This is a genomic window from Pontibacillus sp. ALD_SL1 (genome assembly GCF_017355605.1).
The window spans coordinates 564,290-585,683 of the sequence record NZ_CP062974.1 but is presented as its reverse complement, the minus strand read 5'-3'; the positions used below and the strand labels follow the sequence as shown (position 1 = coordinate 585,683).

Annotated in this window: 11 protein-coding genes, 12 tRNA genes and 3 rRNA genes; 5 read left to right on the top strand and 21 right to left on the bottom strand. The window is 44.7% G+C overall.

Features of this window, described 5'->3' with window-relative positions; genetic code table 11:
- Positions 1-9: 9 nt before the first annotated feature.
- From IMZ31_RS02995 to IMZ31_RS02920, 16 genes are all read right to left on the bottom strand, one after another.
- Positions 10-84, bottom strand: a tRNA-Gln gene (locus IMZ31_RS02995).
- A 7-nt stretch (positions 85-91) separates the two neighbouring features.
- Positions 92-167: transfer RNA gene (locus IMZ31_RS02990), tRNA-His, on the bottom strand.
- 13 nt (positions 168-180) lie between these two features.
- A tRNA-Trp gene (locus IMZ31_RS02985) sits at positions 181-254 on the bottom strand.
- 20 nt (positions 255-274) lie between these two features.
- A tRNA-Tyr gene (locus IMZ31_RS02980) sits at positions 275-360 on the bottom strand.
- Between the two features lie 15 nt (positions 361-375).
- Positions 376-448, bottom strand: a tRNA-Thr gene (locus IMZ31_RS02975).
- An 8-nt stretch (positions 449-456) separates the two neighbouring features.
- Positions 457-532: transfer RNA gene (locus IMZ31_RS02970), tRNA-Phe, on the bottom strand.
- 46 nt (positions 533-578) lie between these two features.
- Positions 579-655, bottom strand: a tRNA-Asp gene (locus IMZ31_RS02965).
- Between the two features lie 72 nt (positions 656-727).
- Positions 728-804, bottom strand: a tRNA-Met gene (locus IMZ31_RS02960).
- 72 nt (positions 805-876) lie between these two features.
- Positions 877-952 (bottom strand) — tRNA-Val (locus IMZ31_RS02955).
- Positions 953-963: 11 nt separating this feature from the next.
- Positions 964-1,038 (bottom strand) — tRNA-Glu (locus IMZ31_RS02950).
- A 13-nt stretch (positions 1,039-1,051) separates the two neighbouring features.
- Positions 1,052-1,143: transfer RNA gene (locus tag IMZ31_RS02945), tRNA-Ser, on the bottom strand.
- Position 1,144: 1 nt separating this feature from the next.
- A tRNA-Asn gene (locus tag IMZ31_RS02940) sits at positions 1,145-1,219 on the bottom strand.
- A gap of 50 nt (positions 1,220-1,269) precedes the next feature.
- Positions 1,270-1,385, bottom strand: a 5S ribosomal RNA gene (gene rrf, locus IMZ31_RS02935).
- Positions 1,386-1,660: 275 nt separating this feature from the next.
- Positions 1,661-4,575: ribosomal RNA gene (locus tag IMZ31_RS02930) — 23S ribosomal RNA — on the bottom strand.
- Between the two features lie 213 nt (positions 4,576-4,788).
- Positions 4,789-6,351, bottom strand: a 16S ribosomal RNA gene (locus tag IMZ31_RS02925).
- The 16S, 23S and 5S rRNA genes sit together here with 12 tRNA genes alongside, the layout of an rRNA operon.
- Before the next feature lie 421 nt (positions 6,352-6,772).
- On the bottom strand, positions 6,773-7,648 hold the full coding sequence (locus IMZ31_RS02920) for a nucleotidyltransferase-like protein (protein WP_207529144.1): 876 nt from the start codon (positions 7,646-7,648) through the stop codon (positions 6,773-6,775).
- Between the two features lie 128 nt (positions 7,649-7,776).
- Here IMZ31_RS02920 and IMZ31_RS02915 point away from each other — a divergent pair, with 128 nt between their 5' ends.
- Positions 7,777-8,151 (top strand): YgzB family protein, encoded by a 375-nt coding sequence (locus IMZ31_RS02915; protein WP_207529143.1) that lies wholly within the window; start codon positions 7,777-7,779, stop codon positions 8,149-8,151.
- A 98-nt stretch (positions 8,152-8,249) separates the two neighbouring features.
- Here the strand turns inward: IMZ31_RS02915 and perR are convergent, their stop codons facing one another.
- From perR to IMZ31_RS02900, 3 genes are all read right to left on the bottom strand, one after another.
- Positions 8,250-8,687, bottom strand: coding sequence for a peroxide-responsive transcriptional repressor PerR (perR, locus tag IMZ31_RS02910; protein WP_371825478.1), 438 nt, complete (start codon positions 8,685-8,687; stop codon positions 8,250-8,252).
- Positions 8,688-8,812: 125 nt separating this feature from the next.
- On the bottom strand, positions 8,813-9,370 hold the full coding sequence (locus IMZ31_RS02905) for a cob(I)yrinic acid a,c-diamide adenosyltransferase (protein WP_207529141.1): 558 nt from the start codon (positions 9,368-9,370) through the stop codon (positions 8,813-8,815).
- 2 nt (positions 9,371-9,372) lie between these two features.
- Positions 9,373-10,338, bottom strand: a complete 966-nt coding sequence (locus IMZ31_RS02900) for a D-2-hydroxyacid dehydrogenase (protein WP_242705627.1) — start codon at positions 10,336-10,338, stop codon at positions 9,373-9,375.
- Positions 10,339-10,939: 601 nt separating this feature from the next.
- Between IMZ31_RS02900 and abc-f the strand changes: the two genes are divergently transcribed.
- Positions 10,940-12,532 (top strand): ribosomal protection-like ABC-F family protein, encoded by a 1,593-nt coding sequence (gene abc-f / locus IMZ31_RS02895; RefSeq protein WP_207529140.1) that lies wholly within the window; start codon positions 10,940-10,942, stop codon positions 12,530-12,532.
- A 92-nt stretch (positions 12,533-12,624) separates the two neighbouring features.
- On the opposite strand, the gene bcp is transcribed toward abc-f, so the two are convergent.
- Positions 12,625-13,095, bottom strand: a complete 471-nt coding sequence (gene bcp / locus IMZ31_RS02890; protein ID WP_207529139.1) for a thioredoxin-dependent thiol peroxidase — start codon at positions 13,093-13,095, stop codon at positions 12,625-12,627.
- A 53-nt stretch (positions 13,096-13,148) separates the two neighbouring features.
- Positions 13,149-13,568 carry a potassium channel family protein gene (locus IMZ31_RS02885; protein WP_207529138.1) on the bottom strand — a complete coding sequence of 140 codons (420 nt, stop codon included), beginning with the start codon at positions 13,566-13,568 and terminating at the stop codon, positions 13,149-13,151.
- Between the two features lie 198 nt (positions 13,569-13,766).
- Here IMZ31_RS02885 and IMZ31_RS02880 point away from each other — a divergent pair, with 198 nt between their 5' ends.
- From IMZ31_RS02880 to IMZ31_RS02870, 3 genes are all read left to right on the top strand, one after another.
- Positions 13,767-15,062 carry a glutamate-1-semialdehyde 2,1-aminomutase gene (locus IMZ31_RS02880; RefSeq protein WP_305849399.1) on the top strand — a complete coding sequence of 432 codons (1,296 nt, stop codon included), beginning with the start codon at positions 13,767-13,769 and terminating at the stop codon, positions 15,060-15,062.
- Between the two features lie 370 nt (positions 15,063-15,432).
- Positions 15,433-19,959 (top strand): glutamate synthase-related protein, encoded by a 4,527-nt coding sequence (locus IMZ31_RS02875; RefSeq protein ID WP_207529136.1) that lies wholly within the window; start codon positions 15,433-15,435, stop codon positions 19,957-19,959.
- A 192-nt stretch (positions 19,960-20,151) separates the two neighbouring features.
- Positions 20,152-21,225 carry an FUSC family protein gene (locus IMZ31_RS02870; RefSeq protein ID WP_207529135.1) on the top strand — a complete coding sequence of 358 codons (1,074 nt, stop codon included), beginning with the start codon at positions 20,152-20,154 and terminating at the stop codon, positions 21,223-21,225.
- Positions 21,226-21,394: the final 169 nt, after the last annotated feature.

The following is a 21,394-nucleotide window of genomic DNA, read 5'->3' as shown; positions in this document are numbered from 1 at the left end:
GAAAACTCTTGGCTGGCCCAGCTGGATTCGAACCAGCGCATGACGGTACCAAAAACCGTTGCCTTACCGCTTGGCTATGGGCCAATATTTATGGGGCGAATGATGGGGATCGAACCCACGAATGCCGGAGCCACAATCCGGTGCGTTAACCACTTCGCCACATCCGCCATAAAATGAAATTGGCAGGGGTAGTAGGAATCGAACCCACATCGGCGGTTTTGGAGACCGCTGTTCTACCGTTGAACTATACCCCTACTTACTGTAGTAATTATAATGGTGGAGGGGGCAGGACTCGAACCTGCGAACCCAGAGGGAGCGGATTTACAGTCCGCCGCGTTTGGCCAACTTCGCTACCCCTCCACGTTTTTTAAAGTATGCAGGCCAGAGGACTTGAACCCCCAACCTACTGATTACAAGTCAGTTGCTCTACCAATTGAGCTAGGCCTGCACAAAACATGGTGGCTCGGGACGGAATCGAACCGCCGACACACGGATTTTCAGTCCGTTGCTCTACCGACTGAGCTACCGAGCCAGTCTTATGTACTTTACAGTAACAAGAATTTATTTAATTGAAAAAGTGGCGGTCCGGACGGGACTCGAACCCGCGACCTCCTGCGTGACAGGCAGGCATTCTAACCAACTGAACTACCGGACCATTGGTTGCACCTAAAGGTACACAATCATTTGTAATTCGAAGAAGTCTTTTCGACGTAGTACAAATTTAAATTGGTTGCGGGGACAGGATTTGAACCTGCGACCTTCGGGTTATGAGCCCGACGAGCTACCAGACTGCTCCACCCCGCGATAATGTTGAATACTTAATGCATATTCAATTATATGATGTTTGCAATGATCTTGTGCATTGCATTTTTAAAATGGTGGAGGATGGCGGGCTCGAACCACCGACCCCCTGCTTGTAAGGCAGGTGCTCTCCCAGCTGAGCTAATCCTCCATAATATTAAGTGGTGACCCGTACGGGATTCGAACCCGTGTTACCGCCGTGAAAGGGCGGTGTCTTAACCACTTGACCAACGGGCCAGTGAAAAGTTAGTGGCGGAGAGCGAGGGATTCGAACCCTCGAGACCCGTGTTTGGGCCTACACGATTTCCAATCGTGCTCCTTCGGCCACTCGGACAGCTCTCCATGGCTCCAACGGCAGGATTCGAACCTGCGACCGATCGGTTAACAGCCGATAGCTCTACCACTGAGCTACGTTGGAATCATGTCAAAAGACCGTTTGCCTTTTGATCAAAGTCAATAAAGTGACTTGCCTGGCGGCGTCCTACTCTTGCGGGGGTGAAACCCCGACTACCATCGGCGCTGAAGAGCTTAACTTCTGTGTTCGGCATGGAAACAGGTGTGACCTCTTCGCCAAAACCGCCAGACTCTTTATTGATTTTCTCTCTCGTTTTTTCAACGACAAGTTATATTTTATCTTGTTTCGAAAGAAAAGTCAAGAGGTATTTTAGATTTTTTCTAAGTACCTTCAAAACTAGATAAGAATTATGACATCGTGCCTGATCACGTGTTTGCGCTTGAACTGACTTCCAGCTCCAACTCCCAGACCCTAGCGTATAAGTCATCTTTTCTACAAAGGCTAATCGCCTTTTCCGAAAATCTGTCTTATCCGTACGGGTCTAAGCGGTCGTTTGCGCTTTAGATAGATAAGCCCTCGATTTATTAGTATCGGTCAGCTGCACGTGTCACCACGCTTCCACCTCCGACCTATCAACCTTGTCGTCTACAAGGAATCTTACTCACTCGAAGTGATGGGAAATCTCATCTTGAAGTGGGCTTCATGCTTAGATGCTTTCAGCACTTATCCCTTCCGCACGTAGCTACCCAGCTGTGCTCCTGGCGGAACAACTGGTGCACCAGCGGTGCGTCCATCCCGGTCCTCTCGTACTAAGGACAGCTCTCCTCAAATTTCCAACGCCCACGACGGATAGGGACCGAACTGTCTCACGACGTTCTGAACCCAGCTCGCGTACCGCTTTAATGGGCGAACAGCCCAACCCTTGGGACCGACTACAGCCCCAGGATGCGATGAGCCGACATCGAGGTGCCAAACCTCCCCGTCGATGTGGACTCTTGGGGGAGATAAGCCTGTTATCCCCGGGGTAGCTTTTATCCGTTGAGCGACGGCCCTTCCATGCGGCACCGCCGGATCACTAAGCCCGACTTTCGTCCCTGCTCGACTTGTAGGTCTCGCAGTCAAGCTCCCTTGTGCCTTTGCACTCTGCGAATGATTTCCAACCATTCTGAGGGAACCTTTGGGCGCCTCCGTTACTTTTTGGGAGGCGACCGCCCCAGTCAAACTGCCCACCTGACACTGTCTCCGGACCGGATCACGGTCCTGGGTTAGAATGTCAATACAGCCAGGGTGGTATCCCACGGATGCCTCCACCGAAGCTAGCGCTCCGGTATCGACGGCTCCCACCTATCCTGTACAAGCTGTACCAACATTCAATATCAGGCTACAGTAAAGCTCCACGGGGTCTTTCCGTCCTGTCGCGGGTAATGCGCATCTTCACGCATAGTATAATTTCACCGGGTCTCTTGTTGAGACAGTGCCCAATTCGTTGCACCTTTCGTGCGGGTCGGAACTTACCCGACAAGGAATTTCGCTACCTTAGGACCGTTATAGTTACGGCCGCCGTTTACTGGGGCTTCGGTTCAAAGCTTCGCATAAGCTAACTCATCCCCTTAACCTTCCAGCACCGGGCAGGTGTCAGCCCCTATACTTCACCTTTCGGTTTCGCAGAGACCTGTGTTTTTGCTAAACAGTCGATTGGGCCTTTTCACTGCGGCTCCTCCTATGAAGGAGCACCCCTTCTCCCGAAGTTACGGGGTCATTTTGCCGAGTTCCTTAACAAGAGTTCTCCCGATCACCTTAGGATACTCTCCTCGTCTACCTGTGTCGGTTTGCGGTACGGGCACCTCTTTCCTCATTAGAGGCTTTTCTTGGCAGTGTGAAATCAGGAACTTCGGTACTATAGTTCCCTCCCCATCACAGCTTGTGATTGATGCACGGATTTGCCTATGCATCTCACTCACTGCTTGGCCGCTCACATCCAGTGGAGCGGATTCCCTATCCTACTGCGTCCCCCCGTCATTCAAACGGAAAGGAGGTGGTACAGGAATATCAACCTGTTATCCATCGCCTACGCCTTTCGGCCTCGGCTTAGGTCCCGACTAACCCTGAGCGGACGAGCCTTCCTCAGGAAACCTTAGACTTACGGTGGAAGAGATTCTCACTCTTCTTTCGCTACTCATACCGGCATTCTCACTTCTAAGCGCTCCACCAGTCCTTACGGTCTGACTTCACAGCACTTAGAACGCTCTCCTACCATTGTTCGTAAGAACAATCCACAGCTTCGGTGTTATGTTTAGCCCCGGTACATTTTCGGCGCAGAGTCACTCGACCAGTGAGCTATTACGCACTCTTTAAATGATGGCTGCTTCTAAGCCAACATCCTGGTTGTCTGAGCAACTCCACATCCTTTTCCACTTAACATAAACTTAGGGACCTTAGCTGGTGGTCTGGGCTGTTCCCCTCTCGACTACGGACCTTATCACTCGCAGTCTGACTCCCAAGGATGAGTCGTTGGCATTCGGAGTTTGACTGAATTCGGTAACCCGATGAGGGCCCCTAGTCCAATCAGTGCTCTACCTCCAAGACTCTTACCTTGAGGCTAGCCCTAAAGCTATTTCGGAGAGAACCAGCTATCTCCGTGTTCGATTGGCATTTCACCGCTACCCACACCTCATCCCCGCACTTTTCAACGTGCGTGGGTTCGGGCCTCCAGCCAGTGTTACCTGGCCTTCACCCTGGACATGGGTAGATCACACGGTTTCGGGTCTACGACCACATACTATTTCGCCCTATTCAGACTCGCTTTCGCTGCGGCTCCGATTTTTCATCTTAACCTTGCATGGGATCGTAACTCGCCGGTCCATTCTACAAAAGGTACGCTGTCACCCATTAACGGGCTCCAACTACTTGTAGGCACACGGTTTCAGGTTCTATTTCACTCCCCTCCCGGGGTGCTTTTCACCTTTCCCTCACGGTACTGGTTCACTATCGGTCACTAGGGAGTATTTAGCCTTGGGAGATGGTCCTCCCGGATTCCGACGGAATTCCTCGTGTTCCGCCGTACTCAGGATCCACTCCGGAGGAAACAAGATTTTGACTACAGGGCCGTTACCTTCTTCGGCTGACCGTTCCAGATCATTCATCTATCTTGTTTCTTTGTAACTCCAATGGAGTGTCCTACAACCCCAGAGAGCAAGCTCTCTGGTTTGGGCTAATTCCGTTTCGCTCGCCGCTACTCAGGAAATCGCGTTTGCTTTCTCTTCCTTCGGGTACTGAGATGTTTCAGTTCCCCGAGTCTACCTTCCTTAACCTATGTATTCAGTTAAGGATCCTACCCCATTACGGGTAGTGGGTTTCCCCATTCGGAAATCTCCGGATCATAGCCTACTTACGGCTCCCCGAAGCATATCGGTGTTAGTCCCGTCCTTCATCGGCTCCTAGTGCCAAGGCATCCACCGTGCGCCCTTATTCACTTAACTATCTAAAATCAATGTGAAAAGACGCATCATAATGATGCTTACGTTAAATCTAACGTTGGTTTGATGTCTAATTCTTATCTAGTTTTCAAGGTACTGTTTGAAAGCATTTGAGCTTCCAAAACCGAACGAAACAAACATGGTCAATGGTTTAATGGCACAGTATGTGCCTGCTAGCAAGTCCCGAAGGACTCGCTAGTTCCGTAATATCCTTAGAAAGGAGGTGATCCAGCCGCACCTTCCGATACGGCTACCTTGTTACGACTTCACCCCAATCATTGGCCCCACCTTCGGCGGCTGGCTCCAAAAAGGTTACCTCACCGACTTCGGGTGTTGCCAACTCTCGTGGTGTGACGGGCGGTGTGTACAAGGCCCGGGAACGTATTCACCGCAGTATGCTGACCTGCGATTACTAGCGATTCCGGCTTCATACAGGCGAGTTGCAGCCTGCAATCCGAACTGAGAATGGTTTTTTGAGATTTGCTTGACCTCGCGATCTCGCAGCCCTCTGTACCATCCATTGTAGCACGTGTGTAGCCCAGGTCATAAGGGGCATGATGATTTGACGTCATCCCCGCCTTCCTCCGGTTTGTCACCGGCAGTCACCTTAGAGTGCCCAACTGAATGCTGGCAACTAAGATTAGGGGTTGCGCTCGTTGCGGGACTTAACCCAACATCTCACGACACGAGCTGACGACAACCATGCACCACCTGTCATTCCGTCCCCGAAGGGAACTCCCTATCTCTAGGGATAGCGGAAGATGTCAAGACCTGGTAAGGTTCTTCGCGTTGCTTCGAATTAAACCACATGCTCCACCGCTTGTGCGGGCCCCCGTCAATTCTTTTGAGTTTCAGCCTTGCGGCCGTACTCCCCAGGCGGAGTGCTTAATGCGTTAACTTCAGCACTAAGGGGCGGAAACCCCCTAACACCTAGCACTCAACGTTTACGGCGTGGACTACCAGGGTATCTAATCCTGTTTGCTACCCACGCTTTCGCGCCTCAGCGTCAGTTACAGACCAGAGAGTCGCCTTCGCCACTGGTGTTCCTCCACATATCTACGCATTTCACCGCTACACGTGGAATTCCACTCTCCTCTTCTGTACTCAAGTTCCCCAGTTTCCAATGGCCCTCCACAGTTGAGCTGTGGGCTTTCACATCAGACTTAAGAAACCGCCTGCGCGCGCTTTACGCCCAATAATTCCGGACAACGCTTGCCACCTACGTATTACCGCGGCTGCTGGCACGTAGTTAGCCGTGGCTTTCTGGTTAGGTACCGTCAAGGTACCAGCATTTCCTCTGGTACTTGTTCTTCCCTAACAACAGAACTTTACGATCCGAAGACCTTCATCGTTCACGCGGCGTTGCTCCGTCAGACTTTCGTCCATTGCGGAAGATTCCCTACTGCTGCCTCCCGTAGGAGTCTGGGCCGTGTCTCAGTCCCAGTGTGGCCGATCACCCTCTCAGGTCGGCTACGCATCGTCGCCTTGGTAAGCCGTTACCTTACCAACTAGCTAATGCGCCGCGGGCCCATCCATGAGTGACGGCCGAAACCGCCTTTTACCAGTGAACCATGCAGTTCACTGGGTTATTCGGTATTAGCTCCGGTTTCCCGGAGTTATCCCGATCTCATGGGTAGGTTGCCCACGTGTTACTCACCCGTCCGCCGCTCGATCCACAACAATCACCCCGAAGGGATCATGTTGTTTCACGCGCTCGACTTGCATGTATTAGGCACGCCGCCAGCGTTCGTCCTGAGCCAAGATCAAACTCTCCATAAAGTTAGAGTTTGCCTAGCATCAAATAAATGATTACTGGCTTTAAAAATAATTTAAAGACATTGACGTTACATGTTGTTTCGTTCAGTTTTCAAAGATCAAATGTTTCTTTAAAGTGTTTCTTTTTGTTTGCCTGCTGTTTAACAGCGACTTAATCATCTTAACATTTTGTCGTTTTGATGTCAACAATGTTTTTTAATTTTTTCGTTGCCGTTTTGTTGGCTGCTCGAAATTGTTTGTGCCGTTTCAGCGACAAGTAATACTATATCACCCTGAGAAAACATCGTCAATAACTTTTGTTAATTTCTTTTGATATTTTCTCGAAGCTTTTTGGGCTCTCTTAAAGCCACTTACCTATACTAAAAGAAAAGAGCCTCCTATGCAACCCTTTTTTTAAAGAATTGCGGGAGGCCTTATTTTAACTTTAGTCATTCCTTCTTAACCGATACGTTCTATGATATAAGTTCTTGCCTTTTGTTTCGATTTGTACAGCTTCAATGATTTCCTTATCTACAAGGTAATCTAGGAGCGCTCCAAGATCAAGCGCGTATGGTTGGATATCTGGATGAACCATCAACTCCCCATATGCCCAAGGCTCTTCTTTACTTCCCATTACTTCTATTAAATGTTTTGCACAATTAATCGTTCTTGAATTAATAGCAAACTCAGTAGCTAAAAGCATAAGCTGAACCCGTTTATCGAGCGTTTCATTGCTTTTACTCAATTCTTGATGGAGCTTGTATACTTCTGGTTCTATTCTTTTCACCTGGTTCCATACTGTCACTTCTGGGTGGAATCCTTTTTCAATGACCGAGAGACGAGCTAAGTAATGTAGTGAATGAATCATTTTACTAAATGCATCCATGTATTGTTCTGTTTCATATAGATCTTTACATTCTCCATACGTTCGAATGAGCTTGGCGAATTCAATTGCCTTTTTCAAATCACGCTTTTCCTGTGGGAAGTTACGTAAGTTTTCTTTTAAAGTTGTTACATACTCGTTTCGATCGAATACAACACGACCCTCTATCACCCATTCTACTGCTCTGCGGAATGAACTCGTGTCGATCCAATGGGTAAGTTGATCTTCATCTACGATGTGCATGGCCGCATTTTTGTTCTCAAATTCATAATGTTTAACGTACCAAGGCTGAGTAGCCCCTCGTACAATGATTAATAGAATAACATCAAAGTTATCTGTTACAGGGCTAATGGGCTTTTTCTTTTCTATAATCAAAATTCCTAATGTGCTTTTCTGACTAGCGCGTTCTTGGTAGATCGGACGTAACACATCTTCCATACTACTTTCCCCCAAATACTAAGATAGTGATTAATTTCGACACATTCACAGAAAATCCTTTTTTCGACGACGCTTTCTCTCCTAGAAATATGCTATACTACCAATTGAAAATGTTAGGAGGGAAAAGGTTGGGCGTTAAGTACTCGAACAAAATAAACAAGATACGCACGTTTGCGCTAAGTTTAGTATTTATCGGTTTTGGCATCATGTATGTTGGCCTTTTATTTAAGGATACAATGTGGCTAATGAGTATCTTTATGATCCTTGGGCTTCTTTCAGTCACCCTGAGCACAGTAGTGTACTTTTGGATCGGAATGTTATCCACCAAAACGATAAAAGTTGTCTGCCCTAATTGTGGCAAGCCAACAAAGCTATTAGGACGCGTCGACGCATGCATGCACTGTAATGAGCCCTTAACTTTAGATAAAGATCTTGAAGGAAAAGAATTCGATGAACGGTACAATTCTAAAAGATATCAAAAAAATACAGAAAATCAAAAGTAAAATGAAAGTTAATTGAAAAGACCTTGTAGAGTATACACTCTTCAAGGTCTTTTTACATATCCATAAAAAATGAGAGTTCTTTAAAAAGAACTCTCAGCTTAGTGCTTTGACTTACACTCTTCACAAATTCCGTACACTTCCATACGGTGGTTACTAACATCAAATCCTGTAACCTGTTCCGCAAGCGATTCTACCTCATCAAGGGATGGATAATGGAAATCGACGATCTTTCCACAATTATTGCAAATCGCATGGTAGTGCTCAGAGGTATTACAATCAAATCGGCTTGATGAATCACCATAAGTCAATTCACGAACCAACCCAATTTCACGAAATACGCGAAGATTGTTGTATACCGTGGCTACGCTCATATTTGGGAATTTGCTTTCTAATGCTTTATAAATTTCATCTGCGGTTGGATGAGACATGGAATCAATGAGAAACTCAAGCACCGCATGACGTTGGGGTGTAATACGGACGCCAGAATCTTTTAATGTGTCCAAAGCCTCACGAAGTCGATGATCAGACACCGTCATGCACCTCGCTTTCACATATTTTCATATAAACAATATTATTACATTAAAATCTTTATAAATAGTGTATACCCTTGTGCCTCTTTTTGTCAATGTAACTCGCTTGATACCAAGCCTATTTACATATATTACACATCAGCTCGTAGCGGCATTTCTTTACCACCTGTCATCTTATTAACAAATCGAGCTGCTACGAATAAGAAATCAGATAATCGGTTTAAATATGTCAGAACAAGTGGGTTATTTAACTCATCTTTCACGACCACAGCACTACGCTCAGCTCTTCTCACAATCGTACGTGCAGTGTGTAATGTAGCCGAAGCCTCGTGACCTGACGGTAGAATAAAGTTCTGAAGAGCTTCTAGTTCTTGATCCCAACTGTCAATTTGTTTTTCTAGTTCATCAATGTGACCCTGAGTGACTTGCCACTTTACTTCTTTTCCTTGAGGGGTCGCAAGTTCAGCACCTACATGGAAGAGAATGGTTTGCACACGGTGCATCGTGTCACAGAAGGTTTGTTTCTCCGGCCAGTCTTCTCTTCTTAAATAACTTAAGGATAACCCAATCATGGAGTTGGCTTCATCACAAGTACCATAAGCATCGACGCGTGCATCACTTTTCGGCACCCGTTCCCCGTAAATAAGTGAAGTATCACCTTTGTCACCGGATCGTGTATAAATCTTCATTATTAATACCCCTTTCTTGGATCAATTTGATTCACAAATACTTCCCCGCCAGCTTGGAAAGTATGTAGGTTTTCTTCAAAGATTGACATGGCTCTTGGTTGATAATTAGGAGACATTCCTGATGAATGAGGTGTTATGGTCACATTCCCCATCTCCCAAAATGGGTGAGCAGCCGGCAAAGGCTCTACTTCAAACACATCTAATATCGCATGGTGAATTAACTTTTCTTCCATTACATGCAATAAAGTATCTCCGTCCACTACATCGCCTCGGCCCATATTAAGGAAGACCGCATCGTCTTTCATTATTTCAAAGTGTTTTCTCTTAAGAAAGTTCTTAGTACCTTCTGTACTAGGAAGCACTGAAACAACGAAGTCAGCTTCAGACAGATGCGCATCTAGTTCATCTTTCGTATAAACATTATCAAAATGTTCCTTAGCCGTTCCACTATTCGATATACCGATTGTGTACATTCTAAATGCCTGAGCAAGGCGAGCAACTTCCTGCCCTATCGCCCCTGTTCCTGCGATGAGCATTGTCTTCCCAGTAATTTCAACAGGCTTCACACTACGATCCCATTCATGCGCCTTTTCATTCTCTAGCAATAAACGAGTATTCCTTGCTACTTGAAGAAGCATTGCTATGGCATACTCCGCCATCGGGGCTTTATGGATTCCCTTCGAATTGGTAACGAGAATCCCTCTTTCTTCTATCTTCTCAAATGGCATTTTATCTAACCCGGCCGACAAAACCATAATCCACTTCAGTCGGGCAGCTTCCTCTACGAGTTCTTCCGTCAAATCTTCCCCATATGTAAGTAGTACATCCGCTTCCGACAAAGAAGAAGCAGCTTCCCCCATCGACTCTGTAAACTGAAACGCAACTGAAGGATAGGCCTCCACTAAACGCTCCCGTAAATCCCTTCTGATCTTACAAGACGATAAAATAAACAAATGATTCCCTCCCATTCTAAAACTCCTACTGTCTATACTATAACCTATTCCCAAAAAATCATAGAAATCAATGCTCCACAACACTTTCACACACTAACGTAATACAACGTACCAGACACCCTGCACCTCTGCACAGCAGTAAAGGGTGTCTGGCACGCTGGGCTTTGGTAGAGTGCTAAAGGCATTAAAGAAAGCGCGAATGAGATTCGCGCTTAACATGTTGCTCTATATAATAAGGGGAGGTTGGTTTCTTAATGTACTATACGCAGATCTTCATTAATTGGTATGGACCTTCACCCAGCGTTTTGAAAATAGGCTCATACTCATTTTCCAAATTCAAGTTGATTTTCAATATAAAACACGCGTATAATAATAGTAATATTATGGAAGGGGTGAACGTTAGCGCAATGAAGTACTAATCCTAGTTTGAGAGGCGAGTTCAATAGCACATTTTATTGGAAACGACTCGTTCCAGACAGGATAGGTATGTCTTCTTACAGACCACTTGCGCAAACACACGCTTCTTCACCTATAGAACGGTAAGATTTATTTGGTGTGCCATGAGCATAAGTACGTCTATATACCTTCCTCTCTGGAGCGTCCAGGGAGGTTTTTTATGAGATTATTACACGCTAATCACATTCATTATTCAATCGCAGACCGTACATTACTTCACATCAACGAGCTCTCCATCAATAAAGGGGACCGTATTGGGTTAATTGGAAGGAACGGACAGGGGAAAACACTTTTACTACATTATTTACTAGGAAAAACCGAAGCATCCGCTAAAGTAAAGTTGTATAGTAGGGTTGCTTCATTTGATCAGTTAGACCTTAATCGAGAAGATCTGAACTGGGATCGATTAAGTGGCGGGGAAAAAACACTTCAAAAATTAGAGGAGTTGTTTTCTAAAGAGGCTGATCTTCTCTTCTTAGATGAGCCGACTAACAACTTGGATTGGCAACAGATTGAAAAGCTTGAGCACAGGCTTTTAACTTGCAAGAGTTCCTACGTAATTGTATCGCATGACCGAGAGCTCCTTAATCAGGTTTGTTCGACCATTTGGGAACTTGATGAAGGTGAGATTTCTAAATACAAAGGAAATTTCAGCTCTTATGAAAAGGCTAAAAAGATCGAAATCAATCAGCAGCAAGAAGCTTACGAGAAGTATACAAAAGAAAAGAAGCGCCTTACAGAGCGAGTTCACCAAAAAGAACAACAGTCAAAAGGAATGAATAAACCTCCTTCACGGATGGGAAATTCTGAATGGCAACTCCACAAAGGAAAAGCCAAAGGGCAACAACAAAAAATCCAGCGCGTTACAAAAGTGATGCAAGAACGGCTGGAACGGTTAGAACGTGTAGAGAAGCCATTTGAATGGGCTGATTTAATAATGACAAATCATTCAACGGAGCCCATAAGCAACAAACACATCCTGTCTGCACAAAATTTATCAGCCAACATAGCTTCTACCCTTTTATACCGAATAGACCGACTATCGTTAAAAACGGGTTCAAAAACAGCACTTTTAGGCTCGAACGGTAGCGGGAAGACCACGTTGCTTAAACAATTATTGGCTGATTCAGATTACGTGACCATGTCCAAGCAAGCACGTGTTGGATATTTTGCTCAAGTAATTGAGGAACTCCCTCAAGACCAAACCATTCTCCAATATGTGAAACAAGATAGCCTATTATCCGAGCACATCATCCGAACGATTCTTGGACGCCTTCGCTTTCTTCGTGAGGATGTGAATAAACCTATACGTGTTCTTAGCGGTGGCGAACGGGCTAAGACGGCTATCGCCAAATTATTGAGCGGTCAGTTTAATGTTCTTATCCTCGACGAACCGACCAACCACCTTGATATTGAAGCTATTACAGCATTAGAGCAATTAATCAACGATTTTCCCGGTACGGTACTTTACGTAAGCCATGATCGCCGCTTCGTAGAACAAACAGCCACCAACTTGTGGTTACTAGAGAACCATACCATTAACGTTTTTGAGGGCACCTACAATCAATGGACAGAAAGAAACTCCAAAGCTTCTGCCCCTGAAGAAGAACAATACGATCTTATGAAACTTGAAACAAAGTTATCCGAAATTATAAGCAGACTCAGTACACTAAACACCGGAGAGGACAAGAGCGAACTTGAACAAGAGTATCAGAATACCTTACGCAAAATACAATACATCAAACAAGATTAGGTCACATTGATACACTAATGCGCGAAAGCGTGCCAGACACCCTTCATTACAGTAAAGCAATCCAAACAAAAACCCTCCTTGATGGAGGGTTTTTAAGTTAGGTTTTCTCTTATATATTGTAAGGCTTCTTCAACATGGCCCTTCACGCGTACTTTACGCCATTCGTTCACTAAGTTACCTTCCTTATCAATAACAAAAGTTGAACGTTCGATCCCCATGTACTCTTTACCAAAATTCTTCTTTAACTTCCATACATCATATTCTTCAGCGACCGCATGCTCCTCGTCTGCTAATAATAAAAACGGGAGTTCATGTTTATCGATAAACTTCTGATGACGATCAATAGGATCTGGGCTAACACCTAGAATAACAGCATCTAAGTCTTTGAAGCTTTCATGATGATCGCGGAAGTCACAAGCTTCGGTCGTACACCCTGGCGTCATATCTTTCGGATAAAAATACAAGACGACATTTTTCCCTTTATAATCAGAGAGCTTTACCTTTTCCCCATTGTTAGCTGGCAGTTCAAAATCTGGCGCTGGTTTACCAATTTCCATAGTCATTCCTATCCCTCCTGAACATAATCTACTTTAAGGGTAACCAAATTCAGGAGAACTTACAACTTATCTGATGGCTCATCCTGGTGATGATGATGCATATATTGAACAACAAAGGCAGCGGGCACGATATAACCAATCATAGCCTCAATTAAAGCAATTGCCTTCCCTAATCCTATCGGAGTAATATCACCGTATCCTACCGTCATTAGTGTTACCCCGCTAAAATAAACAGAATGAGCAAAACGATCAAGCAATGAATCCTGTTGCAAGAGCTCATCTTGTAATATCACCAAACCTTCAGAAGCTAGAATAAAGTAGATCAAACCAAACCCTATCATAACGATTCCATAAACCGTAATAAGCGTATAAAAGTGATGAAAGGAGAATAGTTGGCGAACTTCTTGATCATGCCGAAAAAAACCTGCTAAACTCCCACAAACACTCAACACAACAAGACTCAACAACACCCAAACCATCTCACACCACTCCCCCTATCCCTATCATATAAACAAGCCCCACCTAATATGAATTCCCTTCACCATATTAAAGCGTGCCAGACACCCTGCATCTCTTCACAGCACAAAAGCGTGCCAGACACCCTTCTCCTCTGCACAGCATTAAAGGGGAGGTGTGTGTTAGAATGGGGGTGAGTATTTTTTATGGAGGTTTTCTTGTTGAATATTAATAGATCGAAAGAGTTATATAGAGAAGCAGAGGACCATATAGTCGGAGGGGTGAACTCGCCTTCTCGCGCGTATAAAGGGGTTGGTGGCGGAACTCCTATCTTTATGGATAAAGCAGAAGGGGCTTACTTCTTTGACGTCGACGGAAACAAGTACATCGATTATCTAGCCGCGTATGGACCAATTATTACAGGCCATGCTCACCCACATATTGCTGAGGCGATCTCAAAGGCAGCCTACAACGGTGTGTTATATGGTACACCAACTAAACTTGAGAACAAATTCGCGAAGATGATTAAAGAAGCGATCCCATCTATTGAAAAGGTACGCTTTGTCAACTCTGGTACAGAAGCTGTTATGACAACGATTCGTGTCGCACGTGCTTATACAAACAGAACTAAAATCATTAAGTTCGCCGGCTGTTACCACGGACACTCTGACCTTGTCCTTGTTGCAGCAGGATCTGGACCCGCGACACTTGGCACACCTGACTCAGCAGGGATCCCGACATCCATCGCACAAGAAGTGATCACGGTCCCATTTAATGATATCGACACATACAAAGACGCACTTGAGAAATACGGGGACGATGTTGCGGGTGTTCTTGTAGAGCCAATCGTCGGGAACTTCGGTATCGTTGAACCAAAGCCTGGTTTTCTACAAGAAGTAAACGACCTTGCTCACGAAGCTGGTGCTCTTGTCATTTACGACGAAGTCATCACAGCTTTCCGCTTCCACTACGGTAGCGCCCAAGATATCGTCGGTGTTGAACCAGACATGACAGCAATGGGCAAAATTATTGGCGGTGGTCTTCCAATCGGAGCCTACGGAGGCCGTGTAGATATTATGGAACAAATCGCTCCACTTGGCCCAGCTTATCAAGCTGGAACAATGGCTGGTAACCCTGCATCCATTTCAGCGGGAATTGCTTGTCTTGAAGTACTACAAGAAGAAGGCGTCTACGACAAAATGGATCAGCTCGGCGCTATGTTAGAAGAGGGAATCTTACAGCACGCCGAGACATATCAGCTTCCTGTTAAGGTCAACCGCCTAAAAGGAGCCCTCACCGTATACTTCACAGATGTAGAAGTTGAAAACTATGATCAAGCAGAAGCGACAGACGGTGAAATGTTCGCGAAATTCTTCCACCTAATGCTACAAGAAGGAATCAACTTAGCTCCATCTAAATTTGAAGCATGGTTCTTAACAACTGAACACACAGAGGCTGACATTAAAGAAACGCTACGTGCTGCGGAATCTTCATTCAAAGCATTAGCAAGCGAATAAATATACAGACTTTTATACACCTCCGCAGACACAATGTTTGCGGAGATTTTTTGCCCTCTTTTTGAAAACGCTTACCTAAAGGTACCTCAACGATTTCAGCACTTCGTATACACGCAAATCCCTCTTCTTCATCATACAATTCACTGTATATTTAATTGCAAAGCCTACACCCTTATGATACTATAATAAATAATTCAGAAAATTTGTACATCGGATTGTACACTTTTCATTTCTTACCCTTTTCATAAAATCTTTCACTTCGCTCCGAAAGATTTAGTTCTGAACAGAACACTTTTCAAGGCTTTTGCAATCTATTGCGAAAGCCCTTCTTTTTCTCCATTGACGACTACAGGAAGTCCTTCACTTCCTAATGTCGATTCTATTTGTAAATCTTCAAGGAGGTGCGGTCATCTTGACCAAATCGAGACGAGTAAACTGGGATCCTAATGAATTTCGTGATTATCACAAACATGAACATGATGCATGTGGAATTGTTGCTTGTGTTCAGAAAGAAAACAAGCCCACAAAAGAAAACATTAACACTGTCATTAATGCCCTTGTGACCATGAACCACCGTGCAGGTTTCACTAAGCAAGAAGGAGACGGCGTTGGTATTCATATGGATATACCAAAAGCCCTTTGGGAAGAGAAACTAACTTCTAAACAACAAGACAAAAACCTTGCCCACCACTCTCAATTTACTGTAGGACACCTTTTCATCAATAAGCAAGCTCAAACCACCACTATAAAAACCAACATCCAAGATATCTTAGCTCAACACGGCTTTCAACTAATCTACCAAGACGAACAATCAACTCGCACAGAAGCACTAGGCCCTCTTGCGCAAAAACAAGAGCCGATATTCTGGCAGATTGCCCTTTTACCAAACAATGAGGACGTTAACTTAGAGCGTGCTTTATTTGATGTTTCCCTTGCGATTGAAGAGGATGAGAATGTACATGTCGCCTCTTTATCTTCTTATCACGTGGTCTATAAAGTAATGGGTGCCGGAGATCAGCTTCCTCAGTACTTCGCTGACTTAGACCACCCCAAGATTGCTTCTGCTATGACACTAGGACACAACCGCTACTCTACAAACACGCTTACAAGCTTTTTTCGTGTGCAACCATTTAGCATGTTAGGACACAATGGTGAAATTAACACGATCGCTAAACTTCGAGATGAAGCTGAAATGATCAATGTCCCTTTAACCGGTAACGGTAGTGATTCACAGGACCTTAATCGAACAATTGAAACGTTTGTGAAACGAGAAGGTTATGGATTGTTTGAAGCACTCGATTTAATGTTCCCACCTATTTTAAACGAATTAAAGCGGTACCCATCTCACCTCCAAGACATGTATGCCTACATGCGTGAAGCTTGGGGTCATTTCGCGCAAGGCCCAGCTGGTATTATTTCAAGACACAAAAATGAAGCCGCCTTCAGCTTGGATTCTCTTGGGCTACGGCCGCTATGGCAGCTTGAAACAATGGATGCTCATCTATTCTGTTCAGAACCTGGTATTCGGGCAAATAGCGAGTACGTTAGCGATCCTAAACCTCTCTCCCCAGGAGAAAAGGTAGGGGTAAAGTATGATGAAGAAGGCACGCTGCAAGTTTTCGACCACTTTGCTTATCAAGAAGAAGTTTACCGTCGTATGGGCGCACGCTTTGATTTCGAAGGCTTCCATTCTCGCATCCAACCTGGTAAGGCAGATACAGTTAAGCCTCACCCAACCGTAACGAATGTTCACAATGGGTGGTATGCTGCATATGGTTGGGACAGGGAACACATTCAACTTCTTGAGCAAATGGCTGAAAAAGGAGCTGAACCGATTCGCTCTCTTGGGCATGACGTTCCTCTCGCTTCTTTACACCAGGGCCGTAAAAACATAGCCGATTACTTTAAAGAAAGTGTCGCAGTTGTCACAAACCCGGCAATCGACCGGGACCGTGAAGCCGAGCACTTCTCTACCAGAACAATCTTAGGGCGTCGTCCTAATGTAGTAACAAAAGACGAAGCTCCCTTTAACTTAGAGCTATTATCACCAATTCTCGTAGAAGGTGTACACGCTCAGACCATTTCATATAAAGAACAGCAACCTTCTTATGAACAAATTCTCCACCGCTTTGACCAAGACGGACTTAGCCAAACTCTGTCTATAACAGCTAGAGAGGATGAAACGATCGAAGAGGCCATCAACCGGTTATCAAGTGAAGCAGAATCACTTGTAGATAAAGGTGCTGAACTTCTTGTTCTAGATGATGGGAATACTCATCAGGAAGACCACCTTTGGCTAGACCCTCACCTTGTCGTATCGGCAATTGATAAACGACTCGTTGAGAATCATAAACGTAGAAACACATCGATCATTCTGCGTTCGGCTTCTATTCGCTCCTTACATGACCTCATCACCGTATTTGGTCTAGGAGCAGATGCAATCAACCCTTATCTACTTTTCGCGACTGTAGCTGAGGAAGAATTAACGCCAACCCTTAACTTGTATCATGCGTTGAATAAGGGCCTTGAAAAAGTTATTTCAACAATCGGTATTCACGAACTAAGAGGATATGCTCGCCTCTTCTCAAGCATCGGTTTACACAACGATTTCTCAAGATTGCTACGCATTGTAAACTTCTTTGGCGGTGAAGGGTTATCCTATAACTGGAATGCACTGAAGGAAGATTCCATCGCTCGTCGAGAAGATTTCCAAAACGAAAAAGCTCGTCCAGGCAAGAGCTTCCATGCTTGGCCTCGCCTTTGGAAATCAATCGGAGATGTAGCCAAAGGAAACCCTATAGATGATCTTCGTGACAAAATTGACGGACTTGAAGAGAAGAATCCGCTAAGCATTCGTCACTTAGTTCAACCAAAATCAAGCGAACATAAAGAAGAAGCATCTAAAGTAGATCTTGGAGTTGGCACACATGATTTGCCATTTATGATCTCTTCCATGTCATTTGGTTCTCAAAACGAGACAGCTTTCCGTGCCTACGCTGAAGCTGCCGACCAACTAAATATGATTTCCTTCAATGGCGAAGGCGGAGAGATCAAAGATATGCTCGGAAAATATCCAAACACACGCGGTCAACAAATCGCTTCTGGTCGATTTGGTGTGAATGCAGAGTTATTGAATTCTTCTAATCTACTAGAAATCAAGATTGGTCAGGGCGCAAAACCTGGTGAAGGTGGTCACCTGCCAGGCTCCAAAGTAACCGCTAAAATTGCAGAAGCACGTAATGCGACAATCGGTTCTGATTTAATTTCGCCATCGAACAACCATGATATCTATTCTATTGAAGATTTAGCACAAATGATTTCAGAGCTGAAAACCGCCAATGATCAGGCGAAAGTTACAGTAAAAGTCCCGATTGTTCCAAACATCGGAACAATTGCCGTCGGTGTAGCTAAAGCCGGCGCGGATTTCATTACGCTCAGCGGCTTTGATGGCGGTACAGGTGCAGCAAGAATTCACGCTCTTCAACACGTAGGACTTCCTGTTGAAATAGGTGTGAAGGCTGCTCATAATGCACTTCTTGAAGCCGGTCTTCGTCATTCTGTTGAGATTTGGGCAGATGGAGGGCTACGCAGTCCTCTTGATGTAATGAAAGTCATGCTTTTAGGAGCTAATCGCGTTGGATTTGGCACGTTATCTATGATTGCCGTTGGGTGTACCGCTTGTCGCGGGTGTCACCTTGATACGTGTCACGTTGGGATTGCTACACAAATTGAAACAGAAGCTCAGGCAAAAGAGCACGGACTTCGCCGCTTCGTTCCAAGGGAGTACCAACCTTCTGTTACAGGGCTTATGAATCTATTTACCACATTCGGTGAAGAACTTAAACGCCTAACAGCTGAGCTAGGGTTCTCCAAAACTCAAGACCTGGTCGGCCGTTCTGATTTACTAGAACAGTACCGTGGTGAAGACTGGATGGATTTAACGCCTCTACTTGAAAAACTTGAAGTTGAAGAAATCCAAGCTTATCAGAAGAAATATGAACGAATGGAAGAACGTCTCCTTATGGCAGTAGGAGCAGAATATTTAGACGGTAATCAAGAACAACTTCTTGATTCCAGGGAATTCTCTAATGTAACAAGTGAACAACGAAACCTTAGCAGTCGCGTTTCTTGTCACCGCGTCCGTGATCGTCTCGATGGATCCTATCGTGACCTTGATCCAATTCGACTCCACTATAAAGAAGGCTCTATAGTGGGTAATGGATTTGGGGCCTACCTGACTGACGGTATGGATACATCTGTTATCGGTGGCGGTCAGGACGGTGTCGGAAAAACGGCATTCGGCGGAACCCTTGCTATCTTAAAATCCCCTGGAGCTCACGGTGGGTATATTAACGGAGCGGTTGGAAAAGGGTTTGGATACGGTGCTCAAAAAGGGCGACTTATTGTTCAAGGCACAGCTGACTCTAGAGCCGGCATTCGATTATCTGGTGCTGATATTATTATAGGGCAGCAACTACAGGCCCCTCTTCCAACTGAACACGATGGCAACTTCGGATGTTACTCAAGTATTAAAGGGTTCGCCTTTGAATATATGACCAACGGACGCGGCCTGGTACTTGGGGATCCAGGACCTTGGATGTGTGCCGGAATGACTGGCGGAGCCGTTTACCTTCGTCATCAACCAGAAATGGGATTAACGAAAGAAGCTCTTCATAAACGAATCGCTAAAGGAGCTAAAGTCGAAATTGAACCCTTGAACGAAGGCGGAAAAGATGACGTAAACGAAATGCTTACGGGATACATTGAAGTCTTAAAGCAGCATGACCAACATGCAGAAGCGGAATCTCTTGAACTTCTTCTCGAAAACCTTGAAGATCACTTCCTTCAAGTCGTTCCTGAGAAAATTCAAGCAGATCCATCCGTATCAACCGAATAATATACGATGCCCTGCCAAGTGCAGGGTATTTTTTTGCATTCCTTCCCCCTCTATACTAGACTCATCATGAATAGTATGTGACACTGTCCACATAGATTAGTAAAGATTTACAAATAAGATCTATTATTTTAACGAAAACAATTGTATAATCAATCTCGCTTATTGGATTTTCTTCTGAAGGAAGGTTATGAAATGAAGTTAGGTGCACGTATGCTGAAGACAGGATTAGCCGTAGCCATTGCGATGTATATAGCGGCTGCCCTCCCCTTTCAGACCAGCACAGTTTTCGCCGGTATGGCTGCCTTATTCTCGATACAGCCATCCATTTACCGGTCGTATCAATCGATTGTTGAACAGGTAGAAGCAAATGTTATAGGTGCTATTGTAGCCTATATAATTTTGATTTCCCTTGGTAACGACCCATTCATCATGGGGTTCACCATTGTCCTCGTCATCGGAGTTTGTGTGAAGTTTGGCATGAAAGAAAACACGATCCTTCTTGCCCTTGTAGCTGTAATTGCCATTATGGAATCAACAGAGATGGATCTGCTTCCATTTACAATGCTACGGTTTTCATCACTTATGATCGGGATTTTTGCATCCTTTGTCGTAAACTTAGTCTTTTTACCGCCAAAATATGAAACAAAACTTTTTAATCAAGTAGACCAGCATACAAGTGACATTCTGCAGTGGCTACGTATTACCACACGCCACTTATCCGATCGCCCGGCACTTAGGGAAGAAATTGAGAGGCTTGAAGGCGCCATGGTCAATTTAGATCATACGTATAGCTTGTTTAAAGAAGAACGAACCTATTTCAAAAAACGTCGTTTCGAAAAGGCCCGCAAACTCATTTTGTTTAAACACTTAATCTCAACTACACGTAAAGCTTTCGAGGTATTAAAAACATTTAGCAGTCTAGAAAACGAAATGGATAAGGTTCCAGCTGAGTTTCGAACGACACTTGTTAACGAAATTGATAAGGTCATTCATGTTCACGAGAAGCTCATCCTCTCTATTAAAGGCAGAATCCGTTTTCACGAATCAGACCCAATAGAAGAAGCAGGCGAACCCAATATTCCAAAGCTCGTTGAACATTTAATTGATATCTACGAGGAAAAAGAAACAGAAGAAGAAAAATTAATGTTTCTCCCTCTTGCTACAAAATTAATGGATTACCATCAGAAAATGGCACACTTGAAAAAACTCCTCTCAAGTTATCAGCTTTATCATACGAGCGAGCATATTAAGACGATTAAGAAGTAGACCCTATCCATGTATAGGGTCTACTTTTCATTTAACGATCGTTAGAGTAACATTTCCGCCAGCTTTGATGGAGCGTAAAGTGGGCCTGGAAATCACTCGCTTTCTGTGATCCCATACAATATGGGAGGAAAGAGAATTAAGACAACCTGTAATAAGCGGTCCGTTCATC

What these genes read in the sequence shown, in the direction of transcription:
- IMZ31_RS02920 (WP_207529144.1), bottom strand. Translation starts at nt 7,648, where the DNA reads ATGGAAGATGTGTTACGTCCGATCTACCAAGAACGCGCTAGTCAGAAA.
- perR (WP_371825478.1), bottom strand. Translation starts at nt 8,687, where the DNA reads ATGACGGTGTCTGATCATCGACTTCGTGAGGCTTTGGACACATTAAAA.
- IMZ31_RS02905 (WP_207529141.1), bottom strand. Translation starts at nt 9,370, where the DNA reads ATGAAGATTTATACACGATCCGGTGACAAAGGTGATACTTCACTTATT.
- IMZ31_RS02900 (WP_242705627.1), bottom strand. Translation starts at nt 10,338, where the DNA reads ATGGGAGGGAATCATTTGTTTATTTTATCGTCTTGTAAGATCAGAAGG.
- abc-f (WP_207529140.1), top strand. Translation starts at nt 10,940, where the DNA reads ATGAGATTATTACACGCTAATCACATTCATTATTCAATCGCAGACCGT.
- bcp (WP_207529139.1), bottom strand. Translation starts at nt 13,095, where the DNA reads ATGACTATGGAAATTGGTAAACCAGCGCCAGATTTTGAACTGCCAGCT.
- IMZ31_RS02885 (WP_207529138.1), bottom strand. Translation starts at nt 13,568, where the DNA reads ATGGTTTGGGTGTTGTTGAGTCTTGTTGTGTTGAGTGTTTGTGGGAGT.
- IMZ31_RS02875 (WP_207529136.1), top strand. Translation starts at nt 15,433, where the DNA reads ATGTCGATTCTATTTGTAAATCTTCAAGGAGGTGCGGTCATCTTGACC.
- IMZ31_RS02870 (WP_207529135.1), top strand. Translation starts at nt 20,152, where the DNA reads ATGAAGTTAGGTGCACGTATGCTGAAGACAGGATTAGCCGTAGCCATT.